27 protein-coding genes are annotated in these 24,303 nt (G+C 63.6%); 15 read left to right on the top strand and 12 right to left on the bottom strand.

What is annotated here, in order from left to right; all coding sequences use genetic code 11:
* Positions 1-216: 216 nt before the first annotated feature.
* A complete protein-coding gene (locus tag ACZXDY_RS04855) occupies positions 217-2,448 on the bottom strand; it encodes a GumC family protein (protein WP_464344704.1) in 2,232 nt (743 codons plus the stop codon).
* Between the two features lie 281 nt (positions 2,449-2,729).
* On the opposite strand from ACZXDY_RS04855, the gene ACZXDY_RS04860 reads away from it, so the two are divergent.
* The 3 genes from ACZXDY_RS04860 to ACZXDY_RS04870 all read left to right on the top strand — a co-directional run bounded on the left by ACZXDY_RS04860 (position 2,730) and on the right by ACZXDY_RS04870 (position 6,865).
* Positions 2,730-3,860 (top strand): glycosyltransferase family 4 protein, encoded by a 1,131-nt coding sequence (locus tag ACZXDY_RS04860; RefSeq protein WP_464344705.1) that lies wholly within the window; start codon positions 2,730-2,732, stop codon positions 3,858-3,860.
* 167 nt (positions 3,861-4,027) lie between these two features.
* Positions 4,028-5,566 carry an undecaprenyl-phosphate glucose phosphotransferase gene (locus ACZXDY_RS04865; protein ID WP_464344706.1) on the top strand — a complete coding sequence of 513 codons (1,539 nt, stop codon included), beginning with the start codon at positions 4,028-4,030 and terminating at the stop codon, positions 5,564-5,566.
* A gap of 30 nt (positions 5,567-5,596) precedes the next feature.
* The gene (locus ACZXDY_RS04870) at positions 5,597-6,865 is read left to right on the top strand and encodes an O-antigen ligase family protein (RefSeq protein WP_464344707.1); all 1,269 of its coding nucleotides are present in this window, start codon (positions 5,597-5,599) and stop codon (positions 6,863-6,865) included.
* Here ACZXDY_RS04870 and ACZXDY_RS04875 read toward each other — a convergent pair.
* Positions 6,834-7,325, bottom strand: a complete 492-nt coding sequence (locus ACZXDY_RS04875) for a MarR family winged helix-turn-helix transcriptional regulator (RefSeq protein WP_464344786.1) — start codon at positions 7,323-7,325, stop codon at positions 6,834-6,836. The genes ACZXDY_RS04870 and ACZXDY_RS04875 overlap by 32 nt on opposite strands.
* A 123-nt stretch (positions 7,326-7,448) precedes the next feature.
* On the opposite strand from ACZXDY_RS04875, the gene ACZXDY_RS04880 reads away from it, so the two are divergent.
* On the top strand, positions 7,449-8,645 hold the full coding sequence (locus ACZXDY_RS04880) for an FAD-dependent oxidoreductase (protein ID WP_464344708.1): 1,197 nt from the start codon (positions 7,449-7,451) through the stop codon (positions 8,643-8,645).
* A gap of 97 nt (positions 8,646-8,742) precedes the next feature.
* Here the strand turns inward: ACZXDY_RS04880 and ACZXDY_RS04885 are convergent, their stop codons facing one another.
* From ACZXDY_RS04885 to ACZXDY_RS04895, 3 genes are all read right to left on the bottom strand, one after another.
* The gene (locus ACZXDY_RS04885; RefSeq protein WP_464344709.1) at positions 8,743-9,915 is read right to left on the bottom strand and encodes a saccharopine dehydrogenase family protein; all 1,173 of its coding nucleotides are present in this window, start codon (positions 9,913-9,915) and stop codon (positions 8,743-8,745) included.
* Positions 9,916-10,046: 131 nt separating this feature from the next.
* Complete coding sequence (locus tag ACZXDY_RS04890) at positions 10,047-10,832, bottom strand: DUF169 domain-containing protein (RefSeq protein WP_464344710.1); 786 nt, start codon at positions 10,830-10,832, stop codon at positions 10,047-10,049.
* A 72-nt stretch (positions 10,833-10,904) separates the two neighbouring features.
* Positions 10,905-11,447, bottom strand: coding sequence for a DUF488 domain-containing protein (locus tag ACZXDY_RS04895; protein WP_464344711.1), 543 nt, complete (start codon positions 11,445-11,447; stop codon positions 10,905-10,907).
* A 100-nt stretch (positions 11,448-11,547) separates the two neighbouring features.
* Here ACZXDY_RS04895 and ACZXDY_RS04900 point away from each other — a divergent pair, with 100 nt between their 5' ends.
* Entirely contained in the window at positions 11,548-11,763 is a 216-nt protein-coding gene (locus ACZXDY_RS04900; protein ID WP_028162863.1) for a hypervirulence associated TUDOR domain-containing protein, read from the top strand.
* Between the two features lie 44 nt (positions 11,764-11,807).
* Here the strand turns inward: ACZXDY_RS04900 and ACZXDY_RS04905 are convergent, their stop codons facing one another.
* The gene (locus tag ACZXDY_RS04905; RefSeq protein WP_464344712.1) at positions 11,808-12,611 is read right to left on the bottom strand and encodes a YdcF family protein; all 804 of its coding nucleotides are present in this window, start codon (positions 12,609-12,611) and stop codon (positions 11,808-11,810) included.
* Between the two features lie 221 nt (positions 12,612-12,832).
* Between ACZXDY_RS04905 and ACZXDY_RS04910 the strand changes: the two genes are divergently transcribed.
* Positions 12,833-13,774: an acetamidase/formamidase family protein gene (locus ACZXDY_RS04910; RefSeq protein ID WP_464344713.1), complete on the top strand. Its 942-nt coding sequence runs from the start codon at positions 12,833-12,835 to the stop codon at positions 13,772-13,774.
* 202 nt (positions 13,775-13,976) lie between these two features.
* On the top strand, positions 13,977-15,806 hold the full coding sequence (locus tag ACZXDY_RS04915) for an AMP-binding protein (protein ID WP_464344714.1): 1,830 nt from the start codon (positions 13,977-13,979) through the stop codon (positions 15,804-15,806).
* 104 nt (positions 15,807-15,910) lie between these two features.
* Here the strand turns inward: ACZXDY_RS04915 and ACZXDY_RS04920 are convergent, their stop codons facing one another.
* Positions 15,911-16,315, bottom strand: coding sequence for a GrlR family regulatory protein (locus ACZXDY_RS04920; RefSeq protein ID WP_464344715.1), 405 nt, complete (start codon positions 16,313-16,315; stop codon positions 15,911-15,913).
* Positions 16,316-16,535: 220 nt separating this feature from the next.
* On the opposite strand from ACZXDY_RS04920, the gene ACZXDY_RS04925 reads away from it, so the two are divergent.
* Entirely contained in the window at positions 16,536-16,733 is a 198-nt protein-coding gene (locus ACZXDY_RS04925; RefSeq protein ID WP_027580595.1) for a hypothetical protein, read from the top strand.
* 76 nt (positions 16,734-16,809) lie between these two features.
* Positions 16,810-17,280, top strand: coding sequence for a GcrA family cell cycle regulator (locus tag ACZXDY_RS04930; protein ID WP_028162868.1), 471 nt, complete (start codon positions 16,810-16,812; stop codon positions 17,278-17,280).
* Here ACZXDY_RS04930 and ACZXDY_RS04935 read toward each other — a convergent pair.
* The 3 genes from ACZXDY_RS04935 to ACZXDY_RS04945 all read right to left on the bottom strand — a co-directional run bounded on the left by ACZXDY_RS04935 (position 17,277) and on the right by ACZXDY_RS04945 (position 18,801).
* A complete protein-coding gene (locus tag ACZXDY_RS04935) occupies positions 17,277-18,245 on the bottom strand; it encodes an SDR family oxidoreductase (RefSeq protein WP_464344716.1) in 969 nt (322 codons plus the stop codon). The two genes, ACZXDY_RS04930 and ACZXDY_RS04935, sit on opposite strands and share 4 nt — an antisense overlap.
* A gap of 140 nt (positions 18,246-18,385) precedes the next feature.
* Positions 18,386-18,673 (bottom strand): hypothetical protein, encoded by a 288-nt coding sequence (locus ACZXDY_RS04940; RefSeq protein ID WP_464344717.1) that lies wholly within the window; start codon positions 18,671-18,673, stop codon positions 18,386-18,388.
* Positions 18,670-18,801 (bottom strand): hypothetical protein, encoded by a 132-nt coding sequence (locus ACZXDY_RS04945; protein WP_283806994.1) that lies wholly within the window; start codon positions 18,799-18,801, stop codon positions 18,670-18,672. The genes ACZXDY_RS04940 and ACZXDY_RS04945 overlap by 4 nt, the downstream gene beginning before the upstream one ends.
* A 95-nt stretch (positions 18,802-18,896) precedes the next feature.
* Between ACZXDY_RS04945 and ACZXDY_RS04950 the strand changes: the two genes are divergently transcribed.
* The 3 genes from ACZXDY_RS04950 to ACZXDY_RS04960 all read left to right on the top strand — a co-directional run bounded on the left by ACZXDY_RS04950 (position 18,897) and on the right by ACZXDY_RS04960 (position 21,069).
* Complete coding sequence (locus ACZXDY_RS04950; protein ID WP_464344718.1) at positions 18,897-20,117, top strand: helix-turn-helix domain-containing protein; 1,221 nt, start codon at positions 18,897-18,899, stop codon at positions 20,115-20,117.
* 33 nt (positions 20,118-20,150) lie between these two features.
* Positions 20,151-20,795 (top strand): Vgb family protein, encoded by a 645-nt coding sequence (locus ACZXDY_RS04955; protein ID WP_464344719.1) that lies wholly within the window; start codon positions 20,151-20,153, stop codon positions 20,793-20,795.
* Positions 20,796-20,940: 145 nt separating this feature from the next.
* The gene (locus tag ACZXDY_RS04960) at positions 20,941-21,069 is read left to right on the top strand and encodes a hypothetical protein (protein ID WP_464344720.1); all 129 of its coding nucleotides are present in this window, start codon (positions 20,941-20,943) and stop codon (positions 21,067-21,069) included.
* A gap of 21 nt (positions 21,070-21,090) precedes the next feature.
* Here ACZXDY_RS04960 and ACZXDY_RS04965 read toward each other — a convergent pair whose 3' ends face one another.
* Positions 21,091-21,249 carry a DUF2934 domain-containing protein gene (locus ACZXDY_RS04965; protein ID WP_080663625.1) on the bottom strand — a complete coding sequence of 53 codons (159 nt, stop codon included), beginning with the start codon at positions 21,247-21,249 and terminating at the stop codon, positions 21,091-21,093.
* A complete protein-coding gene (locus ACZXDY_RS04970) occupies positions 21,246-21,419 on the bottom strand; it encodes a DUF3606 domain-containing protein (RefSeq protein WP_464344721.1) in 174 nt (57 codons plus the stop codon). The genes ACZXDY_RS04965 and ACZXDY_RS04970 overlap by 4 nt, the downstream gene beginning before the upstream one ends.
* 344 nt (positions 21,420-21,763) lie before the next feature.
* On the opposite strand from ACZXDY_RS04970, the gene ACZXDY_RS04975 reads away from it, so the two are divergent.
* The 3 genes from ACZXDY_RS04975 (at position 21,764) to ACZXDY_RS04985 (ending at position 24,206) form a co-directional block, all read left to right on the top strand.
* Complete coding sequence (locus tag ACZXDY_RS04975; RefSeq protein ID WP_028162872.1) at positions 21,764-21,994, top strand: hypothetical protein; 231 nt, start codon at positions 21,764-21,766, stop codon at positions 21,992-21,994.
* A 10-nt stretch (positions 21,995-22,004) separates the two neighbouring features.
* Positions 22,005-23,402 carry a cytochrome P450 gene (locus tag ACZXDY_RS04980; protein ID WP_464344722.1) on the top strand — a complete coding sequence of 466 codons (1,398 nt, stop codon included), beginning with the start codon at positions 22,005-22,007 and terminating at the stop codon, positions 23,400-23,402.
* 612 nt (positions 23,403-24,014) lie between these two features.
* Positions 24,015-24,206, top strand: a complete 192-nt coding sequence (locus ACZXDY_RS04985) for a hypothetical protein (protein WP_028162873.1) — start codon at positions 24,015-24,017, stop codon at positions 24,204-24,206.
* The last annotated feature ends 97 nt before the right edge of the window (positions 24,207-24,303 follow it).

Genomic DNA, 24,303 nt, shown 5'->3' on the forward strand with positions numbered 1-24,303 from the left:
TGTGGACGATGCGGGCCTCATGGTTCTCCGAGCGATGCGCAGCATCGTCTCGAGACGCGCCGCAAGCGGCGCTCCTCACCATGAGGGTCTAAGATTCCACCGCGAAATCAGACCTCATCCTGAGGAGCCGCGCAGCGGCGTCTCGAAGGATGGGCCGCGAAGGGATCGCCCACCAAGTTCTATTTCATATGCCACAGCCCTGCGGGCGCCGCTGGTCTACGCTGCGACCACGCGCGGGCCCGGCTCGACGGCGTCCGATGGCTCGCACGGCTTCGTCAGCATCGTCACTTCCGAGAAGCCAACAGCGGCAAGCTGCTCGCGCATCAGGCGGCGGGCATCGTCGGCCATCGAGGCGTCCGGCACCACGACGGCGCGGGCGTGCGCCGTCAACAGATCGGCCGGCAGGTCGGAAGCCGTGCCGGCATCGAGCAGCACGTGGTCGTAGACGCTGAGCAGCGCGTCGATCGCGAGCGCCAGCCGCGGCGACTGCAGTTGCGCGCGATCGAAACCAGGGCGGCCGGCACTGACCAGATTGACCCGCGACAGCCGGTCGCGCGTGATGATCTCCGAGAACGTCGCCTGCCCCTGCATCAATTCGGCAAGCCCCGGCGCGCCGGGATCGGTCGAGACCGCCGCTATCGTCGGCGACGCCGCAGCGAGGTCGACGACGGCGACCTTGGCTTCGCGCGCCATCAGCCGCGCCAGCGTCAGCGTGCTCAGCGCGATGCTCTCGCTCGAGGCCGTCCCCAGCACCGTAACCTTGCGTGCGTCGGCGCCAGCCCGGCGCAGCTTCTCGGCGAGCTCTTCGATTTCTCCGATGGCAGTGGCGGCTTCAGGCTGCGGCGCGATGGATGCGGCCTCGACCTGGGCCTTGGGCCCCGCTGCCGGCTCCAGCTCCGGTTCCTGCTCGTCGTCGCTCTCGACGGCGGCAGCGCGAACCGGCACCTGCCCCGTCATCGGCGGCGCGACCGATGCCGCGGCGGCGCGCGGCGCGGTCATGCGCAGGAGCTCGCCGGTCACGATCAGGCCTGAGGAGAGCAACAAGGTCGCCAGCGTCGCGATCAGCACGATCGGCAGCTTCTTCGGATAGGCCGGCGTGTTGGAGACCGACGCGCGCGAGATGATGCGACCGTCGGACGGTCCTGCCTCGATGTTCTCGCGGGTATTGGCTTCGCGATATTTCGCCAGATAGGATTCGAGCAGGTCGCGCTGCGCCTTGGCTTCGCGCTCCAGCGCGCGGAGCTGGACGTCCTGGCCGTTATAGGACGATGCCTGCTTCTTCAATTGATCAAGGCTCGCGCTCAGCGCCTCGACGCGGCCACCGGCAACGCGCGCGTCATTGTCGAGCGTGCGCGAGATCTTGCCCGCCTCCTCGCGCAACTGCCGATCGAGATCGGCGAGCTGCGCCTTCAATTCCTTGATGCGCGGATGATTGTCGAGCAGCGTCGACGATTGCTCGGCGAGCTGCGCGCGCAGCGTCACCCGCTGCTCGCTGAGGCGGCGGATCAGTTCGGAATTGAGCACTTCGGAAGCTTCGATCGGCTTGCCGCTCTGCAACATCTCGCGGATCAGCCGCGCCTTGGTCTCGGCGTCGGCCTTCAGTGCACGCGCATTATTGAGCTGCGTGTTGAGCTCGCCCATCTGCTGGTTGGACAGCGAGGTATTGTTGGTGCCGACGAACAGGCTCGACTTGGAACGGAAATCCTCGACGCGGGATTCGGCGTCGGCGACTTTCTTCCGCAAATTCTCGATCTCGCCGGCCAGCCACTGGCTCGCCGTTCTCGCCTGCTCCTGCCGCGCATTCTGCTGCAGCACCAGATAGCCTTCGGCGATCGAGTTGGCGACCCGCGCGGCAAGCTCGGGATCGCGCGACTGGAATTCGACGACGATGACGCGCGACTTGTCGACCGCATAAGCCTGCAGCCGGTCATAATAGGCTTCCAGCACGCGCTCTTCCGGCGTCAGCGAGAACGGGTCGCGCCCGATGCCGAACAGCGCCAGCAGCGATTTCAGCGGCAAGAAGCCCTGCAGCACCGGATCGAATTCCGGCCGCTCGGCAAGCTTGTTCTTCTTGATGATCTCGCGCGCGAGGTCGCGCGACAGCAGGAGTTGCACCTGGCTGGTGACGGCCTCCGGATCGACGACGTTGCGCTCTTCGTTGCGCTCGCCGCTCGGCCGCAGGAACACGTTCTCGCGGCCGTCGATCAGGATGCGCGCTTCCGACTTGTAGCGCGGCGTCACCATATTGACCGCGGCAAGCGACAGCGTGAACGCCAGCACCGTCGGCACGATGATCCAGCTCCGCTTGCGCATCAGCGCCCGACCGAGCGCAGGCAGGTCGAGATCGCCTACGGGCGACGCGGCAACGGTCGCAGCCGACGCGGGCTTTGCAAGCGCGCGCTGGACCACGGCCCTGTCCTTTCCTGCACGCCAGAACGCAAAACGCATTGTTCACTCCCGCGGGGACGCCACTCAATCTGCTTCAGCCGGCGCGATTACACTCCATTAAGGTTGCCGCTGGGTTAATCGGCCCGCTTGACGAACGGCACGGCGCACACGCCCGCGCGTCACGCTTTGTTAACCATGGGCGTCCTTAATCGGCCGCGATATTTTGTCGGGATTCCCAGAATGCGCCGCCTGCGCGCCGCTGTCTTTCGCCTGCCTTCGATGCTTGCGCGCGGCGCTTCAGCCGGCGATCGCATATTCATTAGCGGGCGTGGGTTGTGACCATGGATTCCGACCAGCCGCTCCGCATCCTGCATGTCGTGCGCGCCCCTGTCGGCGGGATCTTTCGTCATATCCTCGACGTCGCCAACGGACAGATCGAGCGTGGCCATCACGTCGGCATCGTCACGGACAGCATCACCGGCGGCGAGCGCGCCGCCACCGCGCTTGCGGAAATCGAACCGCGCCTGAAACTCGGCGTCCGCCGTGTAGCCATTCGCCGTGAGCCGCGGTTTGCCGATGCGATGGTCTGGGCACAGATCGCCGGCCTGATATGGAAATGGAAGCCGGACGTGCTGCATGGCCACGGCGCCAAGGCCGGCGCTTACGTCCGCCTGCGGCCGCACTCCAAGCACACGATTCGCGTCTACACGCCGCATGGCGGCTCGCTGCACTACCCGCTCGATACGCTGAAAGGCAATTTCTACAGCCGGCTCGAGCGCGCGCTGATGAACAGCACCGACCTGTTCCTGTTCGAAAGCGCCTTCGCACGCGACACCTATCAGCGCACGGTCGGCACGCCGACCAGCGGCGTGGTGCGCTGCGTGTTCAACGGCGTGACCGCGGAAGAGTTCGATGCGATCAATCGCACTGATGATGCCACCGACATCGTCTATGTCGGCGAGTTCAGGCACATCAAGGGCGCGGACCTCTTGATCGACGCCGTGGCGAAACTGCGCGCCGAAGGCAAGCCGGTGACGCTGACGCTTGCCGGCGACGGCGAGGAGTCGGAGAAGCTGAAGGCACAGGTCAAACAGCTTGCGCTTGGCGATGCCGCGCGCTTCATCGGCCATGTCAAAGCGCGCTACGGGTTCTCGAAAGGCAAGCTGCTGGTCGTTCCCTCTCGCGGCGACTCTATGCCCTATGTCGTGATCGAGGCTGCGGCCGCGGGGATCCCGATGGTAGCCGCCAATGTCGGCGGCATCCCCGAGATCTTCGGCCCGCACACGGATGCGCTGTTTGCACCGAGCAATGCTGCTGCCATGGCGGAAGCGATCAGCCGCGCGCTCGACGATCCCGCCGCGACATTGGCGCGCGCAACGGCGCTGCGCGCGCGCATCTTTGCGCATTTCTCGCAGAAGGCGATGGTCGAGGGCGTGCTCGCCGGCTATCGCGACGCGTTTGCCAATCGTTAACCACAAGTTACCCACGTAACCGTTTGTTCCGATTTCTCCCCTAATCCCTGACGCGGGGCAATTCCGCAGCGGCCTTTGCACCCCTATCTGCGGCCGCAAGAGCATGATCCGGAAAAGTGGGCACCGGTTTTCCGAAAAGATCATGCTCAAACAACGGACGTAACGACGTGGAACCGATTAACGCACGCTCGATGCTGGACGCGGCAGCGACCGCGGGTGGCGGCCGTCCGCCGGTCGAACGGCGCCGCCGGCTATCGCCCGCCGCGCTCACCATCACCAATGAAAGGGTTCGCGGCGCCTATTCGCCGGTTGTCATCACCGGCATCGTTCGCCTCGTCGATTTCATCCTGCTGAGCCTGGTCGGCGTCGCGCTTTACCTCTGGTACGTGATGCCGCTCTCCGGCTTCCGCTGGGAATATATCGCGGCGATCCTTGCCATGACGATATCGGCGGTGGTCTGCTTCCAGGCTGCCGATATCTACGAAATCCAGATGTTCCGCGGACAGTTGCGGCAGACGACGCGCATGATCTCGTCCTGGGCGATCGTGTTCCTGCTGTTCATCGGCGTGTCGTTCCTGGTCAAGCTCGGCGGCGAGATCTCGCGGGTATGGCTGACGGCATTCTTCTTCGCGGGTCTTGCCGCCCTGATCGCCGAGCGGCTGATCCTGCGCGGCCTGGTGCGGCGCTGGGCGCGCGACGGCCGGCTCGACCGCCGCACCGTGATCGTCGGTGCCGACGAGAACGGCGAGCAGCTCGTCGAAGCGCTCAAGGCACAATCTGACACCGACATCCGCGTGCTCGGCGTATTCGACGACCGCAACGATGATCGCGCGATGGATAGCTGCGCCGGCAGCCCGAAGCTCGGCAAGGTCGACGACATCGTCGAGTTTGCCCGCCGCACCCGCGTCGACCTCGTGCTGTTCGCGCTGCCGATCTCGGCCGAGACCCGCATCCTGCAAATGTTGAAGAAGCTCTGGGTGCTGCCGGTCGATATCCGCCTGTCGACGCACACCAACAAACTGCGTTTCCGTCCCCGCTCCTATTCCTATCTCGGGAAGGTGCCGACGCTCGACGTGTTCGAGGCCCCGATCACCGACTGGGACCTGGTGATGAAATGGCTGTTCGACCGGATCGTCGGCGGCCTGATCCTGCTCGCCGCGCTGCCGGTGATGGGGCTGGTAGCGCTCGCGGTGAAGCTTGACAGTCCGGGCCCGGTGCTGTTCCGCCAGAAGCGCTTCGGCTTCAACAACGAGCGGATCGACGTCTACAAGTTCCGCTCGCTCTACCATCATCAGGCCGATCCGACCGCTTCGAAGGTCGTCACCAAGGACGATCCGCGCGTCACCCGCGTCGGCCGCTTCATCCGCAAGAGCAGCCTCGACGAATTGCCGCAGCTCTTCAACGTCGTGCTGAAGGGCAATCTCTCCCTGGTCGGCCCGCGCCCGCATGCGGTGCAGGGCAAATTGCAGAACCGCCTGTTCGATGAAGCCGTCGACGGTTATTTCGCCCGCCACCGCGTCAAGCCCGGCATCACCGGCTGGGCCCAGATCAACGGCTGGCGCGGTGAGGTCGACACCGACGAGAAGATCCAGAAGCGCGTCGAGTTCGACCTTTATTACATCGAGAACTGGTCGGTGCTGTTCGACCTCTACATCCTCCTGAAGACGCCGTTCTCATTGCTGGCCAAGAACGAGAACGCGTATTGAGGGCCGTCGGTTTGGTTGCGTGAGTTCGCAATGGCGTATGCGACGACAGCCGAGAGTTCATTTCCGCAAGCCGCGCCCGGCGTGCTGGCGCTGCAGCGCGCGATGGTGTGGCTGGCGGGCGCCTCCGGCGCGATCGTCTTCATCGAGCCGAGCCCTTACGAATTAGTCACGCTGACGGCGGTCATCATCTTCTTCGCCACCGGCCTGCGAATGCGGCTTGCCATCATGCCGCTGCTCATGATGCTCGTCGCGCTCAATGTCGGCTACAGCATCGGCGCCATCCCGGTCCTCGACAGGCCGGAGATTGCGACCTGGATCGCGACGTCCTGGTACATGGCGGTCACCGTGGTGTTCTTCGCCATGGTTACTTCCGAAGATACCGAGGCGCGGCTCGACATGCTCCGGCGGGGCCTGGTCGTCGGCGGGATGATCGCATCGCTCGCGGCGATCGGAGGCTATTTCCACCTCGTGCCCGGCGGCTACGATCTCCTGACCCTGTATGAGCGCGCGCGCGGCACCTTCAAGGACCCGAACGTGCTCGGCGCCTTCCTGATCCTGCCGGCGCTGTTCTCATTGCAAAGCGTCGTCTCCGCCCCTCGCGCCAAGGCTTTCCGCAACACCATCGCCTTCGGCATCATGTCGCTCGCGATCCTGCTCGCGTTCTCGCGCGCCGCCTGGGGCGGCCTCGTCATCACCGCGGCCTTCATGCTGGCGTCGATGGTCTTGACCAGCCGCTCGCAGACGGAACGCTCGCGCATCATCGTGATGGCGCTCGTGGCCATCGTCCTCGCGGTCGCGCTGGTCGCGATCCTGTTGTCGTTCGACTCGACCGCGCAGATGTTCAAGCAGCGCGCGAGCTTCGACCAGAGCTATGACGAAGGACGCTTCGGCCGGTTCGGGCGCCACATCCTTGGTGCCGAGATGGCGCTCGATCTGCCCTTCGGCATCGGGCCGCTGCAGTTCCGCAACTACTTCCCCGAAGACACCCACAATTCCTACCTGAACGCGTTCATGTCAGGCGGCTGGATCTCCGGCCTCGTCTATCCAGCGCTGGTCTTCGTTACCGTGATGACGGGCTTCCGCTATGTCTTCCTGCCCGTACCCTGGCAGCGGACTTATCTGGCAATCTTCTCGGCTTTCCTCGGCACCGTCGGCGAGAGCTTCATCATCGACACCGACCACTGGCGGCACTTCTGGATGATGCTTGGGGCGATGTGGGGCATGTATGTCGCTGCGGCGCACTACCGTCCCGCTGTCGGGCCGGCACTCACCGCCGCGGCGGACGCCCGCGCTTCTTAGCCGGCTTCTCCTCGGGCGTATCGAGCAGCCCCTTGAGCTTCTCGGTCGCTTCCAGCACGGACTTGTAGCCCTCGTTGGCGAAGCGCAGCAGCAATTGCAGCTCAGCTTCCGAATAGGTGCTCCAGAGCCGGTGCATCGCCTCCTGCATCGGCACGTAGTAGCGCCCAATCCTGGCAGCGTTCTCGGGCACAGTCACGATATAGACCTTGCGGCGGTCGGTCTCATCACGCTCACGGCGCACGAAGCCGGCCTTCTCCAGGCGGTCGACCACGCCGGTGATGGCGCCGGTGGTGAGCCCGGTGACCTCCGCAAGCCGGCCCGCCGTTACGCGGCCTTCGAGATTGAGGAAGTCGAGGCATTCGAGGTCGGAACCGGAAATTCCCGCCACATTGGCAACGGCTTGCCCGTACAGCACGCCCTGTGCGGAGGACCGCCGCATTGCCTCCTCCAGTTCCTGCATCAACGCCGCGCGCGGCTTCAACCTTGACAAGGCTTCTCCCATCTCTTAGTAAACATATATCTTACAAACTAAGACAATTAATTACTCACATTTCCTAACGCACGCAACCGAACGGAGCAAGCCATGCCGCGCCGTCCCCGCAAGGCCCTGATCATTGGCGGCGGCATCGCCGGCCCCGTCGCTGCGATCTTCCTCAAGCGTGCCGGCTATGACGTCGAAGTCTACGAGGGCTGGCCACATTCGAGCGGCATCGGCGGCGGCCTGCAGATCGCGCCGAACGGCATGCAGGTGATGGCCGAACTCGGCCTCGCCGACGAACTGATCCGTCAAGGCTCGATCGCCGAATCCTTCGATTTTTATTCGCAATCGGGCCGGAAGCTCGGCTCGATCAACCGCGACATGGAGAAGCGCTTTGGCCAGCCGGCGGTGAATCTGCGTCGCGCCACACTGCAGGCGATCCTCTTCAACAAGGCCTGGTGCTCGAATGCCGAGCTCTATTTCGAGAAGCGCCTGGTCAAGATCATCGACCGCCCCGACCAGCCGATCGTCGCCTATTTCGCCGACGGCACGACCGCCGAGGGCGATTTCCTGATCGGTGCCGACGGCGTGCACTCGAAGGTGCGGCGCCATGTGGTGCCGGACGGACCCAAACCCTTCGACACTGGGCTGATCGGTTTCGGCGGCTTCGTGCCCCGGTCTGTGCTCGAAGGCAGATCGATCGGCGGGCGCGTCGAGACCACGTTCGGCCAAAGCGGCTTCTTCGGTTACGGCTTCTGCAGCTCCGATCCCGCCGACGGCGTGATGTGGTGGAGCACGCAGCCTTCGCAGGGTGTCGACGCCGCAACGTTCCGCGCCATGGATCAGGCGGCGTTGAAGCAGCATTTAAGCGACTTCCATCGCGGATGGCACGATCCAATTCCGCGCATCATCGAGGCTGCCGAGAACATCGTGGTAACCGACACGCTCGATGTCGCGAGCTTGCCAACCTGGTCGCGCAAGCGCTCGCTCCTCATCGGCGACGCCGCCCATGCCACCAGCCCGCATGCCGGCCAGGGTGCTTCGCTGGCGCTGGAAGACGCGATGCGGCTCGGCAAGCTCATGCTGGCCGGACAGGAACTCGGCATGACCTTCCAGAATTTCGAGCACGAGCGCCGCCCGCGCGCGGAAAAGATCGTCGCGATCGCCCGCCGCAACGGCAACAGCAAGCGCGAATTCAGCGCCGCGGGCGCGTGGGTTCGTGATCAAGTGCTGAGTTTGCTGCTACCGGTGACGTCACGATGCATGGATTTCATGTACGTCTATGATCCGCGGGCGGCGTAGCTCGTAGGGTGTGGGCAAAGCGAAGCGTGCCACCTTTCTTGCACCGATCGTGGATGGTGGGCACGCTTCGCTTTGCCCACCCTACGATTCGCGGCTTCTACTTCTCCACCGCGAACGTCAGGCCGGCGTGATCGACCAGTCGCTTGATGAGTTTGTCCTTCATCGCAGCGCCCGGCGTCCAGATCCCGGCGGGAACATCCGGCGCATCGCGCAGCAGACCGATCGCGCATTCCGAGATCATCTTCGCTGTCGATCCATAGCCGGGATCGCGGTCGCCCTTCACCGACGCACGCGCCTGGCGTCCGTCAGGCGCAATCGCGACGTACAGGAGATCGTAGCCGCCGTTCTCGCGTTCTTCCTTCGAAGGCCCCTCGCCCGGCTTCGGCGCATTCGGACCGGTCTTCTCGGCGTTCGCGGCCATCACCAGCTTGGCGTTGGCTTCGCCTTTCTCACCGGCACCGGTCAGCACCATCTCGTCGTAGATGAATTCCTTGCCGTAGGGGAAACCCATCAGCATGTTCGAGCGATGGACGTTGCGCGTGTTGATCAGCGCCATCATGAACGGCGCCGCCCATGACTGCAGGTCTTCCTCGTAGGCCGGCCTGTTGCCTTGCGGTTGTTTGGGGCCTTTGAATCCGGGCGTCAGCGCAAAGGGATCCTTCAGAATGGCCACGAGGCTGAGATCCTTGGCAACAGCATCGAAGGTCGCCTTGGCGCTTGCCGCGGTGCCGCCCGAGAGCGTGCCGCTAAGGTCGCGCACGCGGCCCTTGACGCGCGATGCCGGCGTGCCGAACACGCGTTTCGCCTCCTCCTGTACGAAGAACGCGCCGAGCTCGAACGGCACGGAATCGAAGCCGCAGGAAAACACGATGCGCGCACCGCTCGCCTTCGCCGCAGCCTCGTGCTTGTCGATGATCTGCCGCATCCAGATCGGCTCACCGCAGAGATCGAAATAATCGACACCCGCCTCCACGCAAGCTGCGACTAGGTCGTTGCCATAGAGCTGATACGGGCCGACCGTGCTGATCACGGATTTGGTCTGACCAACCATGGCTCTCAGCGACGCGACGTCGCTTGAATCGGCGACGATCAGCGGCGTGTCCGCAGGCGCGCCAATGGCGTCGCGCACCGCAGCGAGCTTGTCCTTGCTGCGCCCGGACATCGCCCATTTCAGGCTGTCGCCCTTGTAATGCTCAGCGAGATATTCGGCGACGAGCTGGCCGGTGAAGCCGGTTGCGCCATAAACGACAATGTCGAACTTCGACGACATAGGATGACTTTCCCTGAAACGAACGATTGCCCCTTCTTGTCATTGCGAGCCAAGCGAAGCAATCCATTTCACCGCTTGTGGGGACTGGATTGCTTCGTCGCTGGCGTTCCTCGCAATGACGGCAGGAGTTCCTATTTCTTCGCATACGACACGCCCATGCCGGCACGTACGTCGGCCTGGATGCCGTAGGGCGCGATCGGATAGCGCAGGCCGTTCTTGGCGAGCTGTTTCATGCCGGCAATCGCCTTGGCGAGATCGGCCGGCGGCAGCGCCATCAGCATCTCCTCATCAGGCACGCCGCCATAGCGCCGCTCGGCAAAGCAAGGCAGCGACAGCGACGGCTCGCGCGTCTTCAGCGCCCGCCCCCAGGAATCCGCACAGGCGGTTTCGCCAACCACGCCCCATTCGAACTTCTTGTAGCCAGTATATTGCAGGCCGTTGATCAGGATGATCATCTGCCCCGGCGTCGCATAAACGAGGCAGATGTCAGGCGGACTGAGCCGGCCGCTCGCGAGCGGGCTTGCCACGAACGCCTTGTACTGGCCATAGGGCACAACATCCAGCGCCTCCTGGCGCTTGCGCGCATCTTCCGCCGTGCCATGCCAGACGCCGACATAGGATTCTCCCGCCAGCCATTTCTCGTCCTGGGGCGCCAGCCCGATCACGGCGCGGCATTGCGCGCCGACGAGATCGTCGGCAGTGACACCGACCGTCCAGCCGAGCCGCGAGGCCATGCTCACGATCTGGTCCGTGGTATGGACCGCGGTCGGGCGCCGGATCTTCGGGATCGCCATCATGTCCTCGACCCGCTCGAACAGCTTCAGGCCGATCACGGTCGTCTTCAGCCTGAGCAGGCTGTTGAGATCGGCTACCATCGTGGCCGGATCGAATTGTTCGGGCGGTGTCTGCTGTTGCATGGCGTAAGCTCCCGGCTTGTTTTGCCGATCTTAGCCCGATCGACAGCCGGTTGCGACCCACGTTCCGGGGCGTCACGACGGCGGATAGACCAGTGATGCGCCGTCCTCGCGCGCCGCGGCGGTCATTCTGGCAATTTCAGCGCGCGCCGGTCCCATCAAGTGGAAGACATCTCGTCCATGGTGGAGAAGGTAATCGGCAACGAACCGTCGATGGCAACGCCACCAGACGGCTTCCGAACACATGATCGCGCACCTCCGCTCCAAGCTCAATTGCTCCAGTTGCGACAATCCCTTGCGAAACTCGTCAGAGAGCCCGTAGTCCGCATAGTTGTGGAAGCTCTGGTTGATCCAGAAGCCATTGACTTCGGGTGGCACCGCTTTCGATTTTGGTCGTCGGCCGCCGAGTTCCTCGATCCAGATATAGCCGATCTGCCAAACCGAAAGCGCCTCAGGCAGCTTGTCGATATTGAACTGCGGGTTGGTTCGTGACCGCGGGAAGCTACGGATGTCCACGACCATCCCGACTGAACCGACTTTCAAGAGCTCGACGAATTCGACGATGCTGCGCGTCGCGTGACCGACCGTGTAGATGGGATTGACTTCGACCGGCATCATGCAAATGGAGATCGCTTGGCGTTGCTTCACACGATGAAGATAGACCGTTAAAATGCGTTTGGTAGTGGCCTGCACTGTTCGCTAAACAAGGAGGCTGCGGATGGCTGAGCGATTCAAGGTCGGCGATAGAGTCCGGTGGAACTCGGAAGCTGGGCATGTCAGCGGCACGATCATCCGAGTTCACGTCAAGGATTTCAACTACAAGGGCCATACGCATCACGCGAGCCCGGAATCACCGCAGTACGAAATCAAGAGCAGCAAAACAGACCATATTGCCGCTCACAAGGGTGAGGCACTTACCAAGCTGCCTGAGTAAGAGGCTTAACCTTGATCATGTCTCCCGGACTTACGAGTGATGCCCTAGTTGGTCGATGGCCCCGGCAGCAACGCGTCGGTTCGGCCAACGGCGCGATAAGCGATCAGGCCCATCCACTCGCGCACCGCAAGGTCGGTCCGCGACAATCCATCGAGTGCGGTGTTGGTGAACCAGAAGACGTCGTTGCCTGTCCCGACCCGCCAGTCGACAGGATAAGGCTCAACCGGAAATCCCACCTTCCGGAACAGCCCAACCGATCGCGGCATGTGAAATGCTGAAGTGACCAGGAGCCAGCGCTCGCCCGGTTTCGGCGCCACCAGCGTTTTGGAGAATTCGGCGTTCTCCCACGTGTTGCGCGATTGCCGTTCCATGGTCAGCCGCGATTTCGCGATGCCGAGGCCGTCGAATATCTCCGCCATGTAATCAGCTTCCTTGGCGTCATTGGAAATCAGGTTGGCATTGCCGCCGGAAAACACGACACGGGCATTCGGATATTTTCGCGCGAGCGCGGCCGCGGCGATGATGCGATCGGCCGCGTTACGCACGATCGGCGTATTACGTGACGCCGAAACGTCGGAATCGACCGGACCGCCAAGCACGATGATGCCATCGGGCGCGCCCTCCGCGGGATTCCACGGCGGAAAGCGCGCCTCGAGCGGATAGAGCAACAGGTTTCCAAGCGGCGAGAACCCGGCCACGACAAGCAGCACCATCACCGCGACCAAAAGCTTGCGGCCAAGCGCGGCAAACCGCGTCGCGAGCAGGATGGCCCCGAGCACGCCGACCCCAATCAGGAAATTGCCCGGCAGCAGCATGACGCCGAGCGTCTTCGACAGCACAAAAAACACCCGCGGTGGCCTCCGATCCGATCAACGGACAGCGCCATACCACAAACGGACCAGCATTCCATCTCGCGTGGATACGCATGGTGCTGATCCGCTTCATGGCCGCGGCATCGGCTCATACAATAATTTCCGCCGGAAGTGATCCGGCAACGATTGATCTGACTGCAAAAGCCCATTCTAAATGCAATGCGCGTCACACGTTACATGCTCGCCCGAGAAATCCCATGACACACCATCATCTCCCTGCGAGCCCCGAGACCTGCCACTGGGGCTTCTTCGAAGCAAAACTCAAGCCGGTGCTCGCGATCAAGAGCGGCGACGAGGTCACCATCGACACCGTCAGCGGCGGCCCCGACGTGGTGCCCGACCGGACCAAATTTCACATTCCGCCGGAGCTTGCGGACATCCATGCGAGGTCCGAGCGGATGCTGCCGGGCCACATCCTCACCGGCCCGATCGCGGTCGAGGGCGCCGAGCCCGGCGATGTGCTGGAGGTCGATATCCTTGACGTCGGGCTGCGGCAGGATTGGGGCTACAACCTGATCAAACCTCTCTCCGGCACCCTGCCCGATGATTTCCACGAGCCGCGCATCCTCAACATCCCGCTTGACCGCGAGCGCATGGTCGGCCGCCTGCCCTGGGGATTGGAGCTGCCGCTGAAACCGTTCTTCGGCGTGATGGGCGTGGCGCCGCCGCCGGCCTGGGGCCGCATCACCTCACTGATCCCGCGCGCGATGGGCGGCAATCTCGACAACAAGGAGCTCGGACGGGGCGCCAAGCTCTATTTGCCGGTGTTCGTGCCCGGCGCGCTGTTCTCGTGCGGCGACGGCCATGGTGTACAGGGCGACGGCGAGGTCTGCGTCACCGCGATCGAGACCGCGCTGCAGGGCCGCTTCAAATTGACGCTGCGCAAGGACCTGCGGCTCAACTATCCCCGGGCCGAGACCGCCGATCACTACATGACGATGGCGATGGACCCCGACCTCGACCAATGCGTGGTGCGCGCGCTGCGCGACATGATCGCGCTGCTCGGAGAGAAGCGGAATCTGTCGCGCGAGGATGCGTACACGCTGTGCAGCCTCGCCGCCGATCTGCGGGTAACGCAGACCGTCAACGGTGCCAAAGGTATCCACTGCATGATCGCAAAGGCGATCGCGCACGGTTGACCTGCCGCGGTCATTCCGGGGCGCACGAAAGTGCGAGCCCGGAATCGCCGGCGTGCTCTGTTTCGTGACCGCAAGATCTCCGGGTTCGATGCTAGGCTTCGCCCGGGAATGACCGATTGCCGCACTTGTGCTTCGCAAGCTGCGCTCGATACAATCGACCCGATACAATCAAATAACGAAAACAAAAACGACAGGGAGACACATGCTGAAAGAGAGGCTATCGCCGGCCGAAGAAGCCGCCCGCGAACAGGAAATGCGGCAGGAGCTTGCCGCCTGCCCGCGCATCCTCGATCTGATCGCCCGTGGCCCGCTCGGCGATCCCAATGCGGAAGCCGTCATCTATCTGCGCTCGCCGCTCGATCCCAATCCGGTCACCCTCTCGAACGATCAGCTCATGGGCGCGGTCAAGGCGGCGGAAAACTTCTTCCGTCGTGAGGGTATCGGCAAGGAGGATGCGGTCGCGATCCTGCTGCCGAGTTGCCCGGCCGCGATCGCCGCGATCTGGGGCGCGGCCGCCTGCGGCATCGCCGAGCCGCTCAATCTGCTGTTCACACGCGAGGCCATCATCGCCCAGCTCAATGCCATCAAGGCAAAACTGCTGCTGGCGCCGCCACCGGGCATGCCGGGCGGGCTCTACGAGAAGATCGAGGGCCTGCAGGGCGACGTGCCGTCGCTGAAGCGCATCGTGATCGGGCCGCTCGACGGCACCATCTCGTTCGATGGTGAGGTGCTCAAGCCCGATCCGGCGTGGCGTGACGATTACGGCCAGTCGAAGGATTTTTCCGAAGCCGACCGCGTCGCCGTGATGCTGCCGACCGGCGGCACCACCGGTCATCCCAAGGTGGCTCGGCTCACCAACCGCGCGATGGTCGCTTCCACGGTCTCGTCGCGCATGGCGCTCGACTTCCGAAAGGGCGAGCGCTGCACGGTCACGCTGCCGCTGTTCCATGTCGGCGGCCTGTTCTGCACGGTCGCCAACAGCCTGTCGGCCGGCGCGACCATGTTCATCCCCGGCCCCGCCGGCGCACGCGATCCGGCGCTGATCACGAATTTCTGGAAGATCGTCGAGAAGTACCGCGTCAACGTCAACGGCAATGTCCCGACCGCGCTTGGCGCCATCGCAGGCGTCCCGGTCGGCGACGCCGACATCTCGTCCCTGCGGGTGACCGCCACCGGCGCCTCGATCTGCCCGCTGGAGATCGAGCGCCGCTATCTTGCGGCCTGGGGCGGCCCCTGCATCCAGCAGCTCTACGGCATGACCGAGCTTGCCGGCGCCATCACCCATGACGTCCACGGCATCAAGCCGCGGCCCGAAGCCGTCGGCACCCGCAATCCGCTGGTCGAGCTTGCGATCCTCGCGGGCGGCAAGCTGCACACCGGCCCGTGGCCTTCGCCGGTCGGCGAACTCTTGACCCGCGGGCCGCAGGTGTTCGCGGGCTATGTCGACAAGAAGCAGACCGAAGACGCTTTCCACGATGGCTGGCTGCGCACCGGAGACATCTGCCGGATCGACGCCGACGGCTTCGTCTACATCATGGGCCGCGCCAAGGACGTGATCATCCGCGGCGGCCACAACATCGATCCGCGCTCGATCGAGGACGCGGCGCTGCAGTTTCCGGGCGTCGCGCTCGCCGCGGCGGTCGGCCGCCCCGACGCTTACGCGGGCGAGGTGCCGATGCTGTTCGTGTCGACCCAGCCCGGCGTCCAGGTCGATCCGCAGGCGCTTGCCGCGTTCGTCCAGGAGAACATCCCCGAGCCGCCGGCGCGGCCGCGCGCGGTCTCGGTGATCTCGGAAATGCCGGTGACGCCGGTCGGCAAAATCTTCAAGCCGAAGCTGCGCGAGATCGCCGCCGGAGACGCCGCGCGCGAATTGCTTGCCGCGGAAGGCCTCGCCAAGGAGGTGAACGTGGAAGCGATCACCGATCCGTCGCGCGGGCTTTATCTGCGCGTCAGCGCCGCGCCCGACAAGGCGGAGACGGCCGGCCGGTTGCTGCAGAAATTTCCTGTGAAAGTCGAGGTCGAGGCGTCCTAGAGCATGATCCGGAAAAGTGGAAACCGGTTTTCCGAAAAGGTCATGCTCAAACAAAGAGAGGAGATCATGATCCGATTCCGTCTAATCGGATCATGATCTACGCCTCATAGCTTCGATCGCAGCATCAGCCTGGCCACGAACATGACGCTGGTCTTTCCGACCAGCGCCGTTCCACTGACCTGCGCGGTGTCAGCCGAATAAAGACCGGTGAAACCGCAGGTCACATCGCGCCCGCCGAACAACGGCAGGACGCCGGCGGACTTGGTGTGCTCGCTGGTGGTGAGCTCGCCGCGCCATTTGCCGTGATCGGCGCTGTAGGAGCCCGAGTAGTAGAAATACGAATCTCCGCCCGCGATCCTGCCGTCGTGCAGCACGATGACGCCGTTGGCGCGGCCCTGCCCGCCCTCGGTCATCTCGATCTGAATGGTGTAGAGCCCGTTCGTTACTGTCATTGCGCCCGAATTCCAGACCGCATCATCGTCGGCCTGGGTGACAGGAAGCAATCCCATAAATCGTGAAATCCTCGCGCGTTTCGCCGCGCCCTCGCCGCCTGGCTCTGGGCGCTGTACACGGGGCGCGCGCGTTATCCCCAGACCACGATGAAATTTTCTCATTATTTTACAATAGGATAGCGCGCGAAAAGCGAATCAATTTGACTCACCGGTGTAAAACTAAATAGAGTCTGAATAGATACTTTTCTGTACAGGCGTAAAAGGCTAGCGTTTTGCCATGGCCACGGAGAAAGCCGAGACCGATCGCATTCCCGTCACTTTGGCGCTCTCGACCATCGCTTACATGGAGAAGCTGGTGAGACAGGGTACCCATGGCACCAGCGTCCCCGGCGTCGCCCGGACCTTGATCGAGGAAGGCATCCGCCTCGCTATCAAGGATGGGCTGTTGTCGATCCGCGACAACGGCAAGCCGTGAAGTGAGGCGTCAGACGGTCCGGCTGAAGGGTGGTCAAGCCAACCCGGAAACTTTCCGGCAACCTGGGACCATCGCCATGACCGCCATCCTATCGATCTGGACCCCCGAACGCGTCGAACAGCTCAAGCGCTGCTTCGATGCCGGACTGACCTGCCGCGAGATCGCCGTCGACATCGGCGTCAGCCGCAACGCGGTGATCGGCAAGCTCTCCCGTCTCAATCTGACACGGGAGCCGCGCGACGACGACGCCACACGACCGGCGCGGAAAGCCTCGCCCCGTGCGCCGCGCGCGAGGACAGTGCGGCATCAGATCCGGATGCTGCAGGCCGAATACGGCGAGGCGCCGCCGGAAGAGCCGATCGCGAACGGCCATTGCTGTTCGCTGCTCGAACTGGATGAGCAGCGCTGCCGCTGGCCGGTCGAGACGCCTGATGCCAGCGATTTCCGCTTCTGCGGCAACCGGCCGGTCGACGGCCTGCCCTATTGCGCCGGCCACGCCCGGCTCGCCTATCAGCCCAGCCCTCGTGCGCGAGTTGCGCGCGGCTAACCCAGCCGCCAGCCAACGTCCGCCTTGATGCGCTCCAGGAATTCCGGCGTGTAGGCCTGTTCCGGCGTCTGGCGCACGCGCTCGTCCAGCACATGGGCGTCCTCGCCGACCAGGATGCGCCAGCGGTCGGCCTTGACGCCGTCGAGGATGATTTTGGCCGCGGCGGCCGCCGTGGTCGGCGCATCATCATGAAAGGTCCGCGCGCGATCAAGCGCGGCCTGCTGGATGTCCAGGTCCGACATCGCATCGACATCGATCCCTGCGCCCTTCATCCGCTGGCGCGCCTGCAGGATCTCCTGCTCGGTGAGCTGGTCGGATTCCGTGCCGATCTGCACCTTGCGTGAGTTGGAGACGATCGAGGTGCCGATATGGCCGGGGATTACCACCGAGCACTTGATATGCGGCGCATTCAGCCTGAGGTCGTTCATCAGCGCCTCGGAGAATCCCTTCACCGCGAACTTCGCCGCGCTGTAGGCAGTGTGCGCCACGCCCATGCCGACGCTCGCCCAGAACCCGTTGACGCTGGAGGTGTTGACGATATGCCCCTCGTCCGCCTTCAGCAGGAGCGGCAGGAAGGTGCGAACACCGAGATAGACGCCGCCCCAGCAGATGTTGAAGGTGCGCTCCCACTGCTCGCGCGTATTGGTGAACAGGCTGCCACCGCCGCCGATGCCGGCATTATTGAACAACAAGTGGATATTGTCGGTCGCCTGCTGCTGGATCACCTCGTCGCGAAAGCGCTTGTAGTGATCCTCGATCGAGACATCGGCGATATGGGTGGTGACACGCAATCCCTGCGGCAGCTTCTCGGTTTCGCAGAGCCGCTTCGTCTCCGCCATCGCCTCAAGCGAGACGTCGCACATCGCGACATTGCACCCCTCCGCCACGAGCTGCCGCGCGAGTTCGCGCCCCATGCCCGTGCCGCCGCCCGTGATCACGGCAATCTTCCCGGCAAATTCCTTCATTGGAGACGCTTTCCCTGCTTCTTGTTGTTGGTTGATGCGTCCCATTCCACAAGGCGGGAAATCGACGCCCGGCGATTGTTGTGCCGGTGACAGCGAGACTAGCGAATGTCGAAGCCGCGATCCAGTTGCGGCGCGTTCACCTAGCCGCTTCGTCGCCTCGCGATCAGCCTCAGCCACGGCCCCGAGTGGAACGCGCTCATCAGCACGTACATCGGGACCATTCCCGCGAACGGCGACGTGCTTTGCGAGCAGAGCATATCGGGCGCGCCGCCGACGACGGCGGTGAGCAACGCCATGACCGCGAAGGTCGGCGCGGCCGCAAGCGATAACCAATCGGCTGCCGACATCTTCGTTGTGACGCTCGAACGTTGCGACGGCGAAGCCTCGTTCGCGGTCTCGACGTCGAGCTTTGGGCAATGCGCCGTCATCGTCGTTCCCTGTTCTCGATATCGCTCGTCGCGGGGCCGGGGCCGACCGTCAGCACTGTGACGACGGCCTCCACCCACTCCACCGTGGCGGTGAGGAATGTTGGGGAAAGGATCGTCCAGTCGACCATGAGCCGATCTCCTCGCTGCGTACTGGTCTGTAACGGTGAGGTAGACTAGGACCGGGCGCTGAAGGGGTGAGAGTGACAAGTGTGACGGGATTGCCATGGACTCGCTGATCACGGCCGCCGCGCGCGCACTCGCGATGGGCGATCCACTCGGCGCATTGAACCGCGTGGCGCTGCGCGAGGACGCGCCGGCGCTGGCACTGCGCGGGATCGCGATGGCGCAGCTCGGCGATTTCGTCCGCGCCAAGGCTCTGCTGCGCAGCGCCGCGCGCGCCTTCGGCCCGAAGGAGGCGATCGCGCGCGCCAGATGCGTCGTCGCGGAGGCCGAGGTCGCGCTCGCCTCCCGCGACCTCGGATTCCCCGCCAAGGCGCTCGACGCCGCGCGCGCGACGCTCGAAGCGCACAAGGATTTCGTCAACGCCGCGCATGCGCGCTATCTTGAGATCCGCCGCATGCTGCTGATCGGACGCCTCGATGACGCCGAGCATAGGCTTGCCGACCTTGATCCCGCGCCCTTCCCGCCGGCCTCCAGGGCCGCGCACGAATTGGTCGTTGCGGGCATCGCGATGCGCCGCATCCGAACCAAGCCAGCCCGCGCCGCACTCGCGCGAGCCGAGGCCGCGGCACGTCAGGCACGGATCCCTGCACTAACGGCCGAGGTCGAAAGCGCGGCCCTTCTGCTCGGCACACCCGCGGCGCGCCTCGTTGCACGCGGCGAGGAGCGCCCGCTTCTGCTCGATGAGGTCGAGGCGTTGCTGGCGTCGAAGTCGCTGGTCGTGGATGCGTGCCGTTATGTCGTGCGCGAGAGGGACATGACGGTTTCGCTTGCCACACGTCCGGTTCTGTTCGCGCTCGCCCGCGCTCTGGCCGAAGCCTGGCCCAGCGACGTGACCAGGGAGATGCTGATTGCACAGGCATTCCGCGGTAAGCATGCCGATGAATCGCATCGCGCGCGGCTGCGGGTCGAGATCGGGCGGCTTCGCAGCATGCTGCGCACGCTCGCCGACGTCAGCGCGACCAAGCAAGGGTTCGCACTCGTGCCGCACCAGGCACGCGACATCGTTGTGCTGGCGCGCCCGGTCGAAGAGGAGCATGCGGAGGTGCTCGCCTTTCTGGCCGACGGCGAGTCATGGTCGAGCTCGGCGCTGGCGCTGGCGCTCGGCGCCAGCCAGCGCACCGTGCAGCGGGCGCTCGACGCGCTTGCGGCCAGAGACAAGGTGCAGTCGTTCGGCCGCGGGCGCGCACGCCGCTGGGTGACCCCGCCTTTGCCGGGTTTCGCGACGACCTTGTTACTCACCGCGCCAGTGCCGAATGGCTAGGGTGCCTCCAGTTTCGAACAGCGAGGAGGAAGCATGATCACGTCAGCAGCCGAAATCATCCGCGAATACGGGCCCTTCCCGGGCGTCGACAGCGTCCATGGGCTGACCTACGACGGCAAGCTCGTCTGGTTCGCGTCCGGCGACCGGATCAGCGGCATGGACCCGGCGAGCGGGGACACGGTGCGCTCGATCGATGTGCCCGCGCATGCCGGAACGGCGTTCGATGGCCAGCATCTGTTTCAGATCGCCGAGGACCGCATCCAGAAGATCGATCCGAAAAGCGGCCGCGTGCTCGCGACGATCCCCTCGCCCGGCGGCGGCGGCGATTCAGGCCTGGCCTGGGCCGAGGGCACGCTCTGGGTCGGACAGTACCGGGAGCGCAAGATCCACCAGATCGATCCCAAAACCGGAGCGATCCTCCGCACCATCCAGTCCAACCGCTTCGTCACCGGCGTCACCTGGATCGACGGCGAGCTCTGGCACGGCACCTGGGAAGGCGACGAAGGCGATCTGACCAGAATTGATCCCAAGACGGGCGAGGCCCTGGAACGCCTGGCGCTGCCGCCCGGCGTCAGCGTGTCGGGGCTCGAGTCCGACGGACGCGATCAGTTCTTCTGCGGCGGCGGCACCAGCGGCAAGGTCCGCGCGGTGCGCAAGCCCAAGCGAAGCGCACGGTAGCGCGTTTTAGAACGAAGCATGCCTCGGACTTGATCCGAGGGTGGACACCGATTGGAACGCGGCGCACCTGCGCCGCGTTTTGCGTTTTGAACCTTGAGCCGTCTGCGCCGACCTACGTCGGGGAGGCAATGGATTGGAGGCCATCATGACCGATTGGCACGATACCATGGTCGATCAGCCCGAGGCTGGCAGGGGGGCCTACGTCACCGGCTGGACCATCAGCGGTCTCGCCGTGCTCGGCACCATCGTCGCCGTTTGGGTGCTTGGCATCTAGGCCGCACCTGATAAGTCCGGCCTACAGGGTATCCGGCGTCTTCAGTTCGTGCTGGATTTGCTCTTCCTTCAGCTGGCGCTCCGCTTCGTGCCAGAAGCGCTCTTCTTCATTTTCGGGGCTTCCCGCGGCTTCCCACAATCGATAGGCGCGCGCCCGGATTGCCTGATCGTCTATCTTCATTGCCCCAGCTCCTTCCGGACCGTGGCAGCGCTGTTGCCAACCTTGTCGACAGCCTTCTGGAGCTGCTTTCTCGTTACCCCGAGTTCTCTGGTCCAGTACTTGACCTCGAAGTCCTCGTGCATGTTGATCTTCGAGCGGTCGCGTTGATCCCTCTTGGTCAGATTATCCATGGCGGTTCCTCTTCTTGCGGATAGAACGCCAGAACACATTGCAGGTTCCCGGCAGGCAGATGGCCCTGTTCGCCAGCATCAACGGACGCTGCTCTCCGCACATGATCGGCACCTCAATGGCACCAGGAGGATTACTGCTGACGTACGTGAGCAGCTCGAGCTGTCAACAAGCGAACATCTCGATAGGCTGGAATTGAAACCGTGGCTGAACCTGGCAAGCAACTTCGCGCGGAGCGCCCAAGCGGTAAAAATATACGGGAACATTACCTATTTTAAATCATTTATTTATTTAATGCTGTATTTAATTTTGACATTTAATATCCAGTCAGCATTGGAGAAGTCAAATGAAGATCGGGTTCGGCATTGCCGCCGCGATTTTGGCCCTCGCTCTGACGACGGTCATCCCGCCCGTGCAGGCCTGCAATGGCGGGGGGAACTGCGAGGACGCGCCCGGTCAGAACAAGCCGGGTCACTACAGCGGAGCCCCCGGGCCGATCGCCGGCGCAGGCCTTCCGATCCTCGCCGTTGGCTACGGTGTCTATTGGCTGATCAGGCGCCGCCGTCGGCAGGACTGATATTTTTCGCGTGGACGCACCAACAGCCGTCGGATGGCACTCTCCGCCGCGTCGGCCGCCGGGACCGCGCGGCTTGCCCTTTGTTGGAAATCTGCCAGCGCTCGGCGCGGACCCGCTTGGCTTCTTTGCTGAACTAGCGGATCGGTACGGCGACTTCGTCTCGCTCAATCTTGCCGGATGGCCGGCCCTTTTTATCAACGATTTGCCTGCGATCGAGAAGGTCCTCCTGGAGGACCATCGAAACTACATCAAGCACAAGTTCTTCTGGCGCCATGTGACGGCGGTGTTCGGGAAAGGCCTGCTCACCAGTGAAGGCGAGCTTTGGCACCGCCAGCGTCGCTTGGCTGCGCCTGCCTTCGCCGGCCGGCAATTGCTTGCTTACGACGGCGCGATGGTGGCCCTTGCTCACCAGTTGCTTGATGGCTGGCAAGATGGCGAGATCATCGACATCCATCCCGAGATGATGGGACTGACGCTGCGGATCGCGGCCAAGACGCTCTTCGATTCCGAGGTGGAGCGAGACATTCACGACATGGATATTGCGGTCAACGACCTCACCGTGGAGATCGCATCGCGCTACAAGCGCCCGATCCTTATTCCGGACGCGTTTCCGCTGCCCGGCCACCTCAGATACCGGCGCTCGATCCGGACGATCGAAAGAGTAGTCTCGTCCATGATCGCTGAACGGCGCGCCAGCGGCGTGGAACATCGAAATGACTTTCTGTCGCGTCTGATGGCAGCGCGCGACCATGCAGGAAAACCGGTGTGCGACTCGTTGCTTCGCGATGAGGCGATCACGCTCCTTCTCGCAGGGCACGAGACCACGGCCCTGGCACTTTCCTGGACATGGTTTCTACTCGGCCAGCATTCGGACACCGAGGCGCGCATGGCCGCGGAAATCGCCGAAGTGGTTGGCGATCGCCCCGTCACAGCCAAGGATGTTCAGCGCCTGAAATTCACGGAAAGCGTCGTGATGGAAGCGATGCGGCTTTACCCGCCCGCGTGGGCCATCGGCCGGGAATCCGTGCAAGCGTTCGACCTTGGCGGCTACTCTTTCGGAGCGGGGACAACCATCTTCATCATCCCATGGGTCCTGCATCGCGACCCGCATTATTTCGAGGAGCCGGAGACTTTCCACCCCGAACGCTGGATGGGCGACCTCGAGCGCAAGCTACCCCGCTTCGCCTATATGCCGTTCGGCGGCGGACCGCGCGTCTGCATCGGCCAGCGTTTCGCCATGATGGAAGCCGTCCTGGTGCTGACGACCATGGCGCAACGTTTCTCCATGGAATGGCTGCCAGACCGCAAGGTGACGCCATTTCCGTCGATCACGCTACGCCCTCATGGGGGCGTGTGGCTCAAGGTCAAGGAGCGTCGGACAACGAATGGTCGGAGCGGCGGGATTTGACCCCAGCCCCAATCGCCCAGGCGTGGTCAGAGTTCTTTGACTCCGCTTTTTTGGAAACCGCGAAAAGTGTGAACCATTTCACACACGAGGTAGCATGGTCTTGCTAAGATGCTGTTACTGGGATTTCAGGGCACCAGTTGAGACAAACGCCGCCGGGACGCTGTATTTCCAGCCCGGCGGCGCAATTTTGCGGACCAACGTTGAGGCCGAGCCTGAGCCTGCGACAGCCTCATATCGATGGTTAGGTAGCCACGGCATTCCCACAGCTTCACAATTGACTCCCTCTCCACATTGGAGGCTGGATGACCGACGATAAAGTCACCCGTCTGCGGGCCCATACCAACAACATCAGCCGATATCGGCGGCTGCTTGGGACCAATCTCTCGGACCTTGAGCGCGGGTTTGTCGAAAGGCGCTTGAACGAGGAAAGGTTGGCTGTGCAAAGCTTGACCAGTTCTCCAGTTTCGACTTGTCGCTTGGACTGGAGCGGCCCGCCAGCGTGAACCGACGGTTGGTCGGGCGCCTCCGCACGTTGTTACACTTGTAACTCTCAGATCATGGCTCTGCCGCCAAGCGCAGGGTAAAGCGTGGCATAGACCGAAGGGTGATCTGATGAAAAAAGACGACGTGATCTGCCCTAAATGTGGGGCAGGCTTCCGCAGGATCGAGCTGTCATCCGGAAAGAGCGAGCCAGGCGAATATCGCTGCCCGGCTTGCGGCACATCGCTGGAGATTTTCAACGGCGACAGCTCGATCGCTTACCGCTTGACGATCCAGCCGTCGATTAGAGCCTTCAAAGATTAAACGGTCCCTCGGGACAGGAACGAAAAACCCGGCAGGTGCGGCCCGCCGGGTCATTCGCAAATATGATCAGGTAATACGATGCGGCAATTAAATCCCG

The sequence above is a fragment of the Bradyrhizobium sp. LeoB3 genome (assembly GCF_055456055.1).